The organism is Amycolatopsis sp. 505 (assembly GCF_031625235.1).
Taxonomy (GTDB): Bacteria; Actinomycetota; Actinomycetes; order Mycobacteriales; family Pseudonocardiaceae; genus Amycolatopsis.
In genome coordinates, this window is the sequence record NZ_JACKQP010000008.1 from 272,588 (window position 1) to 285,611 (window position 13,024).

Sequence of the window (13,024 nt, forward strand, 5' to 3'; positions counted from 1 at the left end):
GGGAGTTCCGCGTCATGACCCAGCCACCGGGGCCGCTGCGCCCGGACCAGCAGCAGGAGATCGTCCGCCAGCTCGGAGCGGTGCTGACCGCGCAGGTGCCGCCGGGGTGGCGGCAGGTGCGCGTCGAATACCGGGCCGCCGGGCGGCACGTCGAGACCGACCTGCTGGTGACCGGGCCGGACGGCGTGCCCCGGCCCGGACAGCCGCACCCGGAAGCGGTGCGGCTGCTCGGGGTGCTGCGGTCGGGCATGTACCGGCCCGGCTTCGGCACCTGGCTGGGCGCGATCCTCGTGTTCGAGCCGGCGCGGCCGCCCGACGTCGACTTCGTGCGGCCCGACCTCGAACCGCCGTTCCGGCAGCAGCCGCCGCCGATCGGGTTCCAGGACGAGCTGCGGTTCTTCCCGCGCGCCGACGAGCACATCCCGGCCTGGCTGCGGGAGCGCGCGGGGCTGACCCCGCCGGCCGCCGCCGGCGAGGTGCGCACGCCGCGGATCTACGACGGCCTCGACGCGTCGGGCAAGCCGCTGGTCCGGCGCGCGCCGCTGCTCCCGGCGGAAGCCGAGCGGGTGCTCGCCTACCTCGACGCGGCGCCGGTCATCCTGGCCTCCCGCAGCAACGGCCCGGACGCCTTCGCACCGGACCGCGCGGACGCCGTGCCGATGAACTTCCGCACCGACGGGGCCTGGGCGTGGCCCGGCGCGGTGGCGTACTACCTGCGTGAACACGGCGTACCGCCGGACCCGGACCTGGTCGCCCACATCCGGGCCCGGCGCTTCACCGCGCCGTCGGACGTCCCGGAGCCCGCCAAGGACCTGGCCCTGGCGGCCATAACCGGAGAAACCCCTCAGACAACCGTGTAGCCCGCGTTCGTCAGCGCGAACTCGACCTCTTTGCAGTGCTCGGGGCCGCGGGTCTCCAGCGCGAGCACGACGTCGGCCTCACCGAGGTCGAGGCTGCCGGAGATGCGAGAGTGCTCGACGTCGAGCACGTTCGCGCCCAGCTCGCTGACGCACGACAGCACGCCCACCAGCGACCCCGGGCGGTCCGGGACCCGCAGGTGGAGACGCAGGTAGCGGCCGCCGGCCGTCATGCCGTGCTGGATGATCTGCAGCAAGAGCACCGGATCGACGTTGCCGCCCGAGAGAACCGCCACGACCGGAGGCTCGAAGATCCCGGGGTGCTGCAGCAACGCGGCGACCGTCGCGGCGCCGGCCGGCTCGACCACCAGCTTCCGGCGCTCCAGGCACAGCAGCACCGCGCGGGACAGGAACTGCTCGGACACCGTCACGACGTCGTCGACCAGCGACTCGACGTGGGCGAAGCTGACCAGGCCGGGTTCGCCGACCGCGATCCCGTCGGCCATCGTCGACGTCGTGCTCAGCCGCACCGGCGCGCCCGCGGTCAGCGACGGCGGGTAAGCCGCGGCCTCCTCGGCCTGGACGCCGACGACGCGGACGTCCGGGCGCAGCGCCTTCACCGCCGAGGCGACCCCGCCGACCAGCCCACCGCCGCCGGTGGCGACCAGGATGGTCTTCACGCCCGGCACCTGCTCGAGGATCTCGAGGCCGACCGTGCCCTGGCCGGCGATGACGTCCGGGTGGTCGAAGGGGTGGATGAACACCGCGCCGGTCCGCTCGCCGAACTCGATCGCGGCGTGGAGCGTCTCCTCCAGGAGCGCGCCGTGCAGGTGGACGTCGGCGCCGTAGCCACGGGTGGCGGCCAGCTTCGGCAGCGGGGCCCGCAGCGGCATGAAGACGGTGGACTTGGCGCCGAGCAGCGACGACGCCAGCGCGACGCCCTGCGCGTGGTTGCCGGCGCTGGCGGCGACGACGCCCCGGTCGCGTTCGGCCTCGGTCAGGCCGTGGATCCGCGTGTAGGCGCCGCGGATCTTGAACGACCCCGTCCGCTGCAGGTTTTCGCACTTCAGGTACACCGGACCGCCGTGAAGCTTGCGCAGGTCGCGCGCGTGCTCCATCGGCGTCACCCGGGTCACTCCTTTGAGGAGTTCCCGGGCGGCCTGGATCCGCTCGAGGGTGACGAGTTCCATGGGCCGGACTATGCCACTCAGGAACTCCACAGGTTGAGTGGACCGTGAGCCGGGTACCCTGGGTCGCGTCAACACGCGGTAAACAAGGAGCGACCATGGCAGCGGGGAACGACGCGGACTCGGCCCGACGGGCGCGCGCCACCCGCTCAGCCGGCCTGCTGCCGCTGGTCATCGGGCTGGCCTCGGCCGCCGCGCTCACCGGTGCCGCGTACATCACGGTGGACAGCGCGTCCTGCGGGTCGCCGGCGCAGTACATCCGCCACGACAGCCACGTCGAGCTGGTCGGCGGCTGCGTCGACGGCGCGAAGCTGCCCGCCACCGGCACGTCGTCGCCCGGCGGTGTCGTGCACGGGAACTACAGCCCCTGACCTGGCGGGTTACCTCGATGTGCCCCGGGAACACGAAAGTGCCTTCTTCCGCGGGGTGTTCGGGTCCCCGATGATCATCGGGTGACCACCGTTTACGAGCCGGGCCGCGGTCCCGGCCCCGCCAAGCCGACCGAAGAAGCGTCCAGCCGGCTGCTCGCGGCCCACAGCCTGGGCGCGCTGGCCACCGTCAACCGCGGCGGCTTCCCGCACCTGTCGACGGTCGCCTACGCCTGGGATCCGGACGAGCGGGTGGTGCGGATCGGGTCGACGGCGGGGCGCGCGAAGGTCCGCCAGCTGGCGCGCGACCCGCACACGTCGCTGTACGTCAGCAGCGACGACCACCTGGCGTTCGCGGTCGCGGAGGGCATCGCCGAGGTGTCGCCGGTCAGCGCGGTGCCCGGCGACGAGACCGGCCGGACGCTGCTCGCGATGCAGGCACCGTTCAGCGACCCCGAGGCGGAGGCCGCGTTCCTGCGGAACATGGTCGAGGACCGCCGCGTGGTGATCACGCTCCGGGTGGACCGGCTCTACGGCGGCGGCCTCGACGTGGGTGCTTGAGCGTCAGCCCAGGGCGGCCAGCAGGTCCGCCACCAGGTCGCGGCCGTCCTCGATGCCGACCGAGAGGCGGAGCAGGTCGGCCGGGACCTGGAGGGTCGAGCCGGCCGTGCTCGCGTGGGTCATCTTGCCCGGGTGCTCGATCAGCGACTCGATGCCGCCGAGCGACTCGGCGAGGATGAACAGTTTCGTGCGGCTCGCCACTTCCAGGGCCGCCGCTTCACCGTCCACGTGGCTGAAGGACACCATCCCGCCGAAGCGGCGCATCTGCTTCGCGGCCGTCTCGTGGCCCGGGTGCTCCGGCAGGCCCGGGTAGTAGACCTTCGCCACCTTCGGGTGCTTGACCAGGGCCTGGACGATCTTCTCGGCGTTGTCGCTGTGCCGCTCCATGCGCAGGGCGAGGGTCTTGATGCCGCGCAGGGTCAGCCACGCGTCGAACGGCCCCGGCACCGCGCCCGCGGCGTTGCGCAGGTAGAAGAACTGCTCGCGCAGCTCGTCTTCGTTCGTGATGATCGCGCCGCCGACGACGTCGGAGTGGCCGCCGAGGTACTTGGTGGTCGAGTGCAGGACGATGTCCGCGCCCAGGGCCAGCGGGTTCTGCAGGTACGGCGTCGCGAAGGTGTTGTCGACGACCAGGCGGGCACCGGCGTCGTGCGCGACCCCGGCCAGCGCGGCGATGTCGGCGATGCCGAGCATCGGGTTGGTCGGCGACTCGCACCAGACGAGCTTGGTCTCGGGCCGGATCGCGGCGCGCACCTCGTCGAGGTTCGCCAGGTCGGCGACGGTGTGCTCGACGCCCCACAGGCTGAGCACCTTGTCGATCAGGCGGAACGTGCCGCCGTACGCGTCGTTGCCGAGCACGAGGTGGTCACCGGGGCGCAGGGTACTGCGCAGCACCACGTCGGAGGCGGCCATGCCGGAGGCGAAGGCCAGCGCGTGCCGGCCGCCTTCCAGCGAGGCCAGCGCCTCCTCCAGCGCCGAGCGGGTCGGGTTCGCGGTGCGCGAGTACTCGTAGTCGCCCTCGCGGGTCCCGCCCACGCCGTCCTGCGCGTAGGTCGAGGTCTGGTAGATCGGCACGATCACCGCGCCGGTGCGGGGGTCGGGCTTCTGACCGGCGTGGATGGCGCGGGTCTCGAAGCCTAGTACGGAGTAGTCGTCCACCATTGGTTCAGCGTACGGGCCACCCCTGACATTCCCGTCAGGTGGGATGGATCTCAGCGGTGTGTCCAGCGGCGGGTGTCCGGCAAGGCCGCGAGCACCAGGAGCACGACGAGCGGCGCCGAGATGACGATCCCGCGCACCAGGGGGTCGCCCAGCCCGGTGGGGCCGCCCACGAGGAAGAGGACGAGCCGGCTGCGGAGCACCGCGTCGACGACGGTGGCCACCAGCGCCAGGCCCGCCGCGAACAGGCACAGCACCCGGCCCGCCGCCACGCGCGCGAGCAGAGACACCCCGCCGAGGACGAGGAGCAGCCCGATGACCGCGTCGGCGATCTGGCCGGGGACCAGCAGGTCGCTTTGGCCCAGCCCCGTGACGAGGCTCCACCAGAAGGTGCCCAGCAGGAACCACACGCCGTCGAGCACCGCGAGCACGCCGGCGGCGATGGCCGCAGCCGCCCGGGGCGGGGCCGTGACCGTCACTCACCAGCTCCGGAACGAATACGCGCCCTGGCCGGACAGCGCCGGGACCACCGACGTGCGGTAGCGCAGGTAGCGGAACGTCGGCGGCAGGAACGCCAGCACCAGCACGAGCACCGCGAGCGCCGCCAAGCCGACGCGGTCGACCATGGCGAACCCGCCGTGGGTGAACATCGCGTCCGCGAAGCGGGCCGGCGGCACGCCGACCGACATCGGCTCGGTGAGCAGGGCGCCGATGGCCAGCAGGGCGCCCAAGCCGAGGAGGACCGCGCCCGCCGTGGCGCGGAACAGCGTGGCCAGCGCACCGAGGAGCAGCACCAATCCGGCGACGAGGTACGCGGCGAGGTCCACCAGCACCCAGGCCGGCAGCGCGCCCAGGCTGAATTCGGCCGGCATGTCGAGGAAGATTTTGACCGGCACGTATCCCGCGGCGACCGCGGCCGGAAAACCGAGCAGACCGGCGAGAACCGCCGTTACTCCGGATGGCCGAGCCGATGAATACGAATGCGAATGCGACACCGGGTATCGGTGCGGACCGGTCACAACTCCCCCATCTGCCGAGCGCGGGACCACGGCGCTCACCCTAACCGGAATCGGGGGAATCAAGCCGGAACGCGAACGGAATTCGGCCGGACGGCGGAACCCAAGATCATTTTTCTGCGGTAGTGGCAGAAATAGGGTCACGCGATTACCGGCCGTGGTGCCGCCCCGGCAATTGTCCTCTTCGGACAATTGCGGACCCGGAAAATGCAACGTGCCCCGGAGCCGAATCGGCTCCGGGGCACGAATGCGCGTGCTAGCTCACCACTGCTGCTGCGGGGGCTGGCCGGGCTGGCCGAACCCGCCGCTCGGCGGGCCCTGCTGCCCCGGCGGCTGGCCCCAGCCCTGCGGCGGCTGACCAGGCTGACCCGGCTGTCCGGGCTGACCCGGCTGGCCGTACCCACCGGGCTGGCCGTACCCGCCCGGCTGACCCGGCTGCGGGAAGCCCCCGCTCGACGGCTGCGGGAACCCGCCGCTGGACGGGTTGGGCCCGCCCGGCTGGCCGTAGCCACCCGGCTGGCCGTAACCCGGCTGACCCGGCTGCCCGGGCTGGCCCGGCTGCCCGTAACCACCGGGCTGCCCGAACCCGCCGGGCTGACCCGGCTCGCCGTAGCCACCGGGCTGCCCGAACCCGCCCGGCTGACCGGGCTGCCCCGGCTGGCCGAAGCCCGGCTGCTGCGGGCCACCGAAGCCCGGCGGCGGTCCGCCGAAGCCCTGCGGCCCGCCCGGCGCGGCACCGCCGGCACCGAGGCCGACGAACTGCTGCGTCGCCGGGATGAGCCCGAGCACGCCCACGATGAGGATGAGCACGCCCAGGATCAGCGGGGGCAGCCCGATGCCGAAGGTGTCCCGGCCGGACGCCCCGCCGACGAAGTCGCTGTTCGGGGTCATCCCGATCTTGAGCAGCAGGGCGAACACCGCGAGGAGCGCACCGCCCGCGACGACCGCGATCGGGACGAACTTCCGGATGCCGCCCAGCCGGCCCGCGAGCGCCAGCCCGACACCGCCGGCGAGGGAGATCAGCGAACCCAGCAGGATCATGATCACGTAGAACCAGACCAGCCCCGGGCCGATCAGCCCGGCGGCGTCGAGCGCCTTCTGGATGATGTCCGAGTCCGTGCTGCCGACGATCGTGGAGTAGTCGCTCGCGTCGCCCATGTAGTTGAACGAGATGATGAGCGCGATCAGGCCCAGCAGGGCGACGACGCCACCGGCGATGTAGCCGAAGAGGGCGTTGCCGCCCGCGGCCGGCGCGCCGAACGGCTGCTGCGGCCCGCCGAAGCCGGGCTGCTGGCCACCGAAACCGGGGGCACCGAACCCCTGCGGCGGCTGGCCGAAGCCCGGCTGCTGGCCGAACCCGCCCTGCTGGCCCGGCTGCCCGAAGCCCGGCTGGCGGCCGTACCCACCGGGCTGCTGGCCGAAGGCCGCGGCCGGGTTGTCGGCCGCGCTCGGCGGCGGGGTGTACGGGATCGCCGGCGGCGGCTGGGAGCCCGGGGGCACCAGCTGCGTCGAGTCCGCGACCGGGGCGTCGCCGCCGCCGACCGGGTTCACCATCTGGGTCGCGTTCGCGTCGACCGGCGGCATGGCCTGGGTCGCGCCCGCCCCGCCGTCACCCGGCCGGCCCGGCTGGACCACCTGGGTCGGCTCCGGCGTCTCCCCGAACGGGGAACCGCCCTGAGGCTGGGCGGGCTGGACGACCTGGGTCGGTTCCGGGCTGCCGAACGGGTCCTGCTGCGGCTGGGGGCCACTCGGCGGGCCCTGAGGCGGCTGGCCGCCGCCCCACGGCTGGTTCGGTGGCTGCGGTGCACTCATGTGGGTCTTGAACCCCCTTGACGAGGACGCGAAAGTGTTCTACTCGCGCCCACGCTATCGGATCGCCCGGCGGGGCGCTCGTAACGCCCCTGCCGGGTCCGCCGATAAAGGCTCCCTTCGGACGCGGTCAGCGACCGGCCAGGAAGCCCAGGAGGTCGTGCCGGGTGACGACGCCGGCCGGCTTGCCGTCGACCAGCACGAGCGCGCCGTCGGCCCCCTGGAGCGCGGTCATCGCCGCGCCCACCTGCTCGCTGCCGCCGATCGTCGGCAGCGGCGGGGACATGTGCTGCTCGAGCCGGTCGGCCAGCTGCGCCTTGCCGGTGAACAGCGCGTCGAGCAGGTCACGCTCGTTGACGGCGCCGACGACCTCGGCCGCCATCACCGGCGGCTCCGCGCTGACGACGGGCATCTGGCTCACGCCGAATTCGGAGAGGATCGCGATCGCCTCGGCGACGGTCTCCTTCGGGTGAGAGTGCACCAGATCGGGCAGCGAGCCGCTCTTCTTCGTGAGCACGTCGGCGACCGTCGCGCCCGAAGAGTCCGGCGGCAGGAAGCCGTAGGAGGACATCCACGTGTCGTTGAACACCTTCGTCAGGTAGCCGCGGCCGCCGTCGGGCAGCAGCACGACCACGACGTCGTCCTCGGTGAGCCGCTCGGCGAGCTTCAGCGCGGCGGCGACGGCCATCCCGCAGGAGCCGCCGACCAGCAGGCCCTCCTCCAGCGCGAGGCGCCGGGTGACCTGGAAGGAGTCGGCGTCGGAGACCGGGATGATCTCGTCGGCGATGTCCCGGTCGTAGGTGTCCGGCCAGAAGTCCTCGCCGACGCCTTCGACGAGGTACGGGCGGCCGCTGCCGCCGGAGTAGACCGAGCCCTCCGGGTCGGCGCCGACCACCTGCACGGCGCCGTCGCTGACCTCCTTGAGGTACTTGCCGGTGCCGGAGATCGTGCCGCCGGTGCCGACACCCGCGACGAAGTGGGTGATCCGGCCTTCGGTCTGCGCCCACAGCTCCGGGCCGGTCGAGTGGTAGTGGCTCTCCGGGTTCTGCGGGTTGGCGTACTGGTTGGGCTTCCAGGCGCCGTCGATCTCGCGGACCAGGCGGTCGGAGACGTTGTAGTAGGAGTCCGGGTGCTCGGGCGGCACCGCCGTCGGGCACACCACGACGCGGGCGCCGTACGCCTTGAGCACGTTGCGCTTGTCTTCGCTGACCTTGTCCGGGCAGACGAACACGCACCGGTAGCCCTTGCGCTGGGCGACCATGGCCAGCCCGACGCCGGTGTTGCCGGACGTCGGCTCCACGATCGTGCCGCCCGGGCGCAGCTCGCCGGATGCTTCGGCGGCCTCGATCATGCGCAGCGCGATGCGGTCCTTGACCGAGCCACCCGGGTTCAGGTACTCGACCTTGGCCAGCACGAGCGGCTTGAGCCCCTTGGTCAACGAGTTCAGCTTGACCAGCGGGGTGTTGCCCACGAGGTCTGCGATGTGCTCTGCGTACTCCACGACCGCCAGCCTAAACGGCGTCCCCATGGCGCTGTCCACCCAGCGCGGGGCGGGCTCCGGGTGCGCGTCGGCGATGCCGGGCCGCGAGCGCGGGGTCGGGCCGCCCGGCGGGGACCTAGGCGGCCACCAAGCCGCTCGTCCGCGCCGGTACCGGCCCGAGGGCCGTCACACGCTGAGCCGTCATCCCGTCCCGGAGGTTCCGCCCGGCGTCGATGGCCGGGCAGCCGGTCCGAAGGGACAGGGACGTCCAGAAGGCGTTCTGGACCATCATCATCGCCAGTTCACCTCCCAGCGGAATGGCGAGCCTTCACGAGTGGGACGATCCTATCGGGCCGCCGGTTGCCCCGGTTCGTCCTTTCGTGTCAATTCCACCTGGCCGGCCTGACCGGCGATCGGCCGTTCTTCCCAGCCCGGGGGCCAGGTCCGCGGAAAACCCGGCTTCGCGCGCGCACCGGCGAGCCGGGCGGCGGACTTCGTCCCGAAATCGGCCGGACCTGCGAAAACGGCGCCGTTGAAACTTTCGCGTTCGCCGCCGAAAACGGTTCCGCGGAAATCGACGCGGTCGGCGAACTCGGCTTTGTTGAAGTCGGCCTTGGTGCGGAATTCGGTCCCGCGGAACGAGGCCAGTCCGAGAAACTTCGTTTCGTAGCAGACGATCGAACGGATCGAGCAGTGCGTGAGGGTCAGCCCGACCAGCTCGGCCCCGGAGAAGTCGAGGTCGGTGTCCGGCCAGAAGTCGCCGCTCGGCTGCTCGGCCCGGCCGGGCCGCAGGTGCAGCATGAGGATGCGCTGCGCGGCCTTGCGGACCTGCAGCTCCTCGGCGTCCTTGCCGGGGCCGTGGGGCATCCGGAGGTAGGCGCAGAAGACGTTGACGATCGTCTGCCGGTGCTCCGGGTGGCCGGCGGCGAGCCGTTCGAGCGCGTACAGCCCGGCCAGCCGCACCGGCGCCTTGTCGCTGCCGAGCTGGTCGGCGGCCTTGCCGTACATCTCGGTGATCCGGCGCTCGGTGGCGTCGTGGTCCTTCTGCACCAGCTCCAGCTCGGCCGACCGCTGCCGCCGCGCGGCGAGCAGCAGGGCCGCGGCACCCCCGGTGCCGACGACGATGTTGGCGGCGGTCTTCAGCGCGTCGAGCCGGGCCGAGTCCTCCGGGCGGCCACCGCCCAGCAGCGTCAGCAGCAGGGTGGCGGCAAGCGCGGCGACGGTCAGCAGACCGGCGCTCCACAGCACGATCGTCCTGGTCCGCAGCACCCGCTCGAGCTGGTTTCCCACCCGGCTGATCCTGGCAGACCGGGCAACCTCACAGTCGCTCCGGCTTTCTCCCGGGCGCCGTACCCGGCAGTATGGTGAGCAACTGCTTAGTTCGCGATACGAGGATGTGTCACGTCATGCCTGAAGCCGTCATCGTCTCCACCGCACGCTCGCCCATCGGGCGGGCCAACAAGGGCTCGCTGGTCGGCATGCGGCCCGACGACCTGACCGCCCAGATGGTCACGGCGGCGCTGGCCAAGGTGCCCCAGCTCGACCCGGCCGACATCGACGACCTGATGCTGGGCTGCGGCCTGCCGGGCGGCGAGTCCGGGTTCAACATGGGCCGCGCGGTCGCCGTCGAACTGGGCTACGACCACCTGCCCGGCTGCACGATCACCCGGTACTGCTCCTCCAGCCTGCAGACCACCCGGATGGCCTTCCACGCGATCAAGGCCGGCGAGGGCGACGTCTTCATCTCGGCCGGCGTCGAGACCGTGTCGCGGTTCGGCAAGGGCAGCTCGGACTCGTGGCCCGACACCCACAACCCGCTGTTCGCCGACGCCGAAGCACGCACCAAGGCGACCGCCGAGTCCGGCACCGACACCTGGACCGACCCGCGCACCGAGGGCAACGTCCCGGACGTCTACATCGCGATGGGCCAGACCGCGGAGAACCTGGCCCGGCTGAAGGGCGTCACGCGCGAGGAGATGGACGAGTTCGGCGTCCGCTCGCAGAACCTGGCCGAGAAGGCCATCGCGGACGGCTTCTGGGCCAAGGACATCACCCCGGTGACGCTGCCGGACGGCACGGTCGTCTCGAAGGACGACGGCCCGCGCGCCGGTGTCACCCTGGAAGGCGTCTCCGGCCTGAAGCCGGTGTTCCGCCCGGACGGGCGGGTCACGGCGGGCAACTGCTGCGCGCTCAACGACGGCGCGGCGGCGCTGGTCGTCATGTCCGACACGAAGGCGCGCGAACTGGGCCTGACGCCGCTGGCGCGGATCGTCTCCACCGGGGTCACCGGGCTTTCGCCGGAGATCATGGGCTACGGCCCGGTCGAGGCTTCCAAGCAGGCGCTCTCGCGCGCGGGGCTGTCGATCGGCGACATCGACCTGGTCGAGATCAACGAAGCGTTCGCGGCGCAGGTCATCCCGTCCTACCAGGACCTGGGCATCGAGCTGGACCGGCTGAACGTCAACGGCGGCGCGATCGCGGTCGGCCACCCGTTCGGCATGACCGGCGCCCGGATCACCTCGACGCTGATCAACTCCCTGCAGCACCACGACAAGCAGTTCGGCCTCGAGACGATGTGCGTCGGCGGCGGCCAGGGCATGGCGCTGATCATCGAGCGCCTTTCCTGACTCGACGCGAAAGGCCCCCGCTCGACGCGAGCGGGGGCCGTTTGCCGAACCAGCGTTATTCGTTCGTCTTCACGCACATCGTCGTCGCCGGCTCCGGGTAGACCGCGACGCGCGTGGCGTCGGTGCCCTCGCAGACGCTCTTGTCCGCCTGGCCCGTCACGACCTTGACGAGCTCGCCGTCCTTGGTCGGGTCGGTGCACGGGACCTTCAGGTAGCCCTTGGTCTGGGACGTGAAGTTCGCCAGGCAGTCGCCCTGCTTCGCGTTGATCATCAGGCACAGCTTGTACGAGCTGCGGCCGCTGACCGAGTAGGTGTCGTAGCCCGCGTCCGAGCCGCCGGGGCAGTTCTCGGAGGAGCTCTCCAGCTTCTTGGCGATCTTGACGTTCGCCTTCGGGTCGTTGCAGTCGGCCTTCGCCGGGTCGTCGCCGCCCTGGGTGAACTCGGTGATGGTGAGGCAGTCACCGGCGTTCGAGGTGGCCGGGGACTTCATGAACGAGACGATCCCGATGATCACGATCGCGACCACCACGATGGCGCCGATGCCGCCCAGGATCAGCCGGGGCGCCTTCGAGCGCTTCGGCGGCGCGGGCGGGAAGCCGGGCTGGCCGCCGGGCGGGAACTGGCCGGGCGGCGGGCCGAACTGGCCCGGCTGGCCCTGCGGCTGTCCGTACTGGCCGGGCTGGCCGTACGGCTGCTGCGGCTGGCCGCCGGGAGGCGGTCCGTAGGGATCGGGCTGACCCACCGGCTGCTGGCCCCCGGGGGCCGGAGGGGGAACGCTCACTGTGAACCTCACACATGTGAAATGAGAACCGACCGGGTTATCAAACACGCAGGGTGAGCGGAGTCCGCAGCGGGGTCCCTATTTGCACTAATTACCCACAGAAAAGGCGCCCCGCCGGTTACGGAGCGCCTTCACTGCGAAACTGTGAGCCAGGTTACTCGCGGAAGTACGAGAGCAACCGCAGGATCTCGAGGTACAGCCAGACCAGCGTCGTCATCAGGCCGAACGCGGTGTACCAGGCCCATTTCGACGGCATGCCTTCGCGGATCATCCGGTCCGCCTGGTCGAAGTCGAGCAGGAAGCTGAAGGCCGCGATGCCGATGCAGACGAGGCTGAACACGATGGCCAGCGGGCCGCCGTCGCGCAGCGGGTTGAAGCCGAACGCCAGCGAGCTGATCAGGTTGAACAGCATCAGGATGGCGACACCGACGACGGCGCCGACGATCCACTTGGTCAGCTTCGGCGTGACCTTGACCGCGCCGGTCTTGTAGACGACCAGCATGCCGATGAACACACCCGCGGTACCGATGATCGCCTGCAGCGCGATACCGGGGTAGATCGCCTCGAAGACGCCGCTCAGCGCACCGAGGAACAGGCCTTCGGCCGCGGAGTACGTCAGCGTCAGCGCGCCGCTCGGCTTCTGGCGGAAGATGATCACCAGCGAAATGACGAGCCCGACGATCAAGCCGCCGAGCATCGCGCCGATGAGCGCGCCCGACAGGCGGCCGGTCTCGGCGATCTGGACCTGCGCCCAGATCCCGGTGACCACCCCGACGAGCAGCGCGACGCCGAGGGACATGCCCGTCTTGACGACGACGTCGTCGACGGTCATCGGCCGGTCGCCCTCGCCGGAGGCGGCCTGGCCGGGGCCGTACCCGGGCACGCCGCCCTGGGGTTGGTTGAAGCCCACGGGGGGCCCGTACTGCCCGTAAGTCTGGGTTCCGCCGCCGGGCAGGTTGCGGAACGCCGGGTTGCTACTGGAACGCACCTGATCCTCCTGGATCTGCTGCTTGGATCATCGCTGCATCGGGTTCAACGACCGCCGCGGGCGCGGGGTTCCCGTCGAGTAAAGACGACTTTACTCGACGGCAGGCCGACTGCCTCGGACGACACGGTAAGCGACGGACATCACGACCGTTCGCCGACAGCCACCCGAAGAGCGGTACACAGTTTCGCCCCT

The 13,024-nt window shown here is 71.6% G+C and carries 14 protein-coding genes; 4 read left to right on the top strand and 10 right to left on the bottom strand.

All coding sequences use genetic code 11. The features are described 5' to 3' along the window. Positions 1-14: 14 nt before the first annotated feature. Entirely contained in the window at positions 15-860 is an 846-nt protein-coding gene (locus H5965_RS29075) for a ferredoxin (protein WP_310973614.1), read from the top strand. Here H5965_RS29075 and ilvA read toward each other — a convergent pair. Continuing rightward, on the bottom strand, positions 845-2,047 hold the full coding sequence (gene ilvA / locus H5965_RS29080; RefSeq protein WP_310973615.1) for a threonine ammonia-lyase: 1,203 nt from the start codon (positions 2,045-2,047) through the stop codon (positions 845-847). The genes H5965_RS29075 and ilvA overlap by 16 nt on opposite strands. Before the next feature lie 95 nt (positions 2,048-2,142). Here ilvA and H5965_RS29085 point away from each other — a divergent pair, with 95 nt between their 5' ends. Further along, entirely contained in the window at positions 2,143-2,415 is a 273-nt protein-coding gene (locus H5965_RS29085) for a hypothetical protein (protein WP_310973616.1), read from the top strand. A gap of 81 nt (positions 2,416-2,496) precedes the next feature. Further along, entirely contained in the window at positions 2,497-2,973 is a 477-nt protein-coding gene (locus H5965_RS29090; protein WP_310973618.1) for a TIGR03618 family F420-dependent PPOX class oxidoreductase, read from the top strand. A gap of 3 nt (positions 2,974-2,976) precedes the next feature. Here H5965_RS29090 and H5965_RS29095 read toward each other — a convergent pair whose 3' ends face one another. From H5965_RS29095 to H5965_RS29125, 7 genes are all read right to left on the bottom strand, one after another. Next, a complete protein-coding gene (locus tag H5965_RS29095) occupies positions 2,977-4,134 on the bottom strand; it encodes a cystathionine gamma-synthase (RefSeq protein ID WP_310973619.1) in 1,158 nt (385 codons plus the stop codon). 50 nt (positions 4,135-4,184) lie between these two features. Continuing rightward, positions 4,185-4,610: a hypothetical protein gene (locus tag H5965_RS29100; protein WP_310973621.1), complete on the bottom strand. Its 426-nt coding sequence runs from the start codon at positions 4,608-4,610 to the stop codon at positions 4,185-4,187. Then, entirely contained in the window at positions 4,611-5,003 is a 393-nt protein-coding gene (locus H5965_RS29105) for a hypothetical protein (RefSeq protein ID WP_310973623.1), read from the bottom strand. 405 nt (positions 5,004-5,408) lie between these two features. Continuing rightward, a complete protein-coding gene (locus tag H5965_RS29110) occupies positions 5,409-6,959 on the bottom strand; it encodes a hypothetical protein (protein WP_310973625.1) in 1,551 nt (516 codons plus the stop codon). A 127-nt stretch (positions 6,960-7,086) separates the two neighbouring features. After that, positions 7,087-8,457, bottom strand: a complete 1,371-nt coding sequence (locus H5965_RS29115) for a cystathionine beta-synthase (protein ID WP_310973627.1) — start codon at positions 8,455-8,457, stop codon at positions 7,087-7,089. Between the two features lie 115 nt (positions 8,458-8,572). Beyond that, entirely contained in the window at positions 8,573-8,731 is a 159-nt protein-coding gene (locus H5965_RS29120) for a hypothetical protein (RefSeq protein ID WP_310973629.1), read from the bottom strand. Between the two features lie 50 nt (positions 8,732-8,781). Then, positions 8,782-9,726 (bottom strand): pentapeptide repeat-containing protein, encoded by a 945-nt coding sequence (locus tag H5965_RS29125; protein WP_310973630.1) that lies wholly within the window; start codon positions 9,724-9,726, stop codon positions 8,782-8,784. Between the two features lie 116 nt (positions 9,727-9,842). Here H5965_RS29125 and H5965_RS29130 point away from each other — a divergent pair, with 116 nt between their 5' ends. Continuing rightward, positions 9,843-11,063 (top strand): acetyl-CoA C-acetyltransferase, encoded by a 1,221-nt coding sequence (locus H5965_RS29130; RefSeq protein WP_310973632.1) that lies wholly within the window; start codon positions 9,843-9,845, stop codon positions 11,061-11,063. A 55-nt stretch (positions 11,064-11,118) separates the two neighbouring features. Here H5965_RS29130 and H5965_RS29135 read toward each other — a convergent pair whose 3' ends face one another. Both H5965_RS29135 and H5965_RS29140 read right to left on the bottom strand, forming a co-directional pair. After that, positions 11,119-11,805, bottom strand: a complete 687-nt coding sequence (locus tag H5965_RS29135; RefSeq protein ID WP_310974176.1) for a hypothetical protein — start codon at positions 11,803-11,805, stop codon at positions 11,119-11,121. A 193-nt stretch (positions 11,806-11,998) separates the two neighbouring features. Beyond that, positions 11,999-12,832, bottom strand: a complete 834-nt coding sequence (locus tag H5965_RS29140) for a Bax inhibitor-1/YccA family protein (protein ID WP_310973634.1) — start codon at positions 12,830-12,832, stop codon at positions 11,999-12,001. Between the last annotated feature and the right edge of the window lie 192 nt (positions 12,833-13,024).

Bases quoted from the DNA above. Each gene is read 5' to 3' on its own strand.
- H5965_RS29085 (WP_310973616.1), top strand. From the start codon at position 2,143: ATGGCAGCGGGGAACGACGCGGACTCGGCCCGACGGGCGCGCGCCACC.
- H5965_RS29130 (WP_310973632.1), top strand. From the start codon at position 9,843: ATGCCTGAAGCCGTCATCGTCTCCACCGCACGCTCGCCCATCGGGCGG.
- ilvA (WP_310973615.1), bottom strand. From the start codon at position 2,047: ATGGAACTCGTCACCCTCGAGCGGATCCAGGCCGCCCGGGAACTCCTC.
- H5965_RS29105 (WP_310973623.1), bottom strand. From the start codon at position 5,003: ATGCCGGCCGAATTCAGCCTGGGCGCGCTGCCGGCCTGGGTGCTGGTG.
- H5965_RS29075 (WP_310973614.1), top strand. From the start codon at position 15: ATGACCCAGCCACCGGGGCCGCTGCGCCCGGACCAGCAGCAGGAGATC.
- H5965_RS29095 (WP_310973619.1), bottom strand. From the start codon at position 4,134: ATGGTGGACGACTACTCCGTACTAGGCTTCGAGACCCGCGCCATCCAC.
- H5965_RS29110 (WP_310973625.1), bottom strand. From the start codon at position 6,959: ATGAGTGCACCGCAGCCACCGAACCAGCCGTGGGGCGGCGGCCAGCCG.
- H5965_RS29120 (WP_310973629.1), bottom strand. From the start codon at position 8,731: ATGATGATGGTCCAGAACGCCTTCTGGACGTCCCTGTCCCTTCGGACC.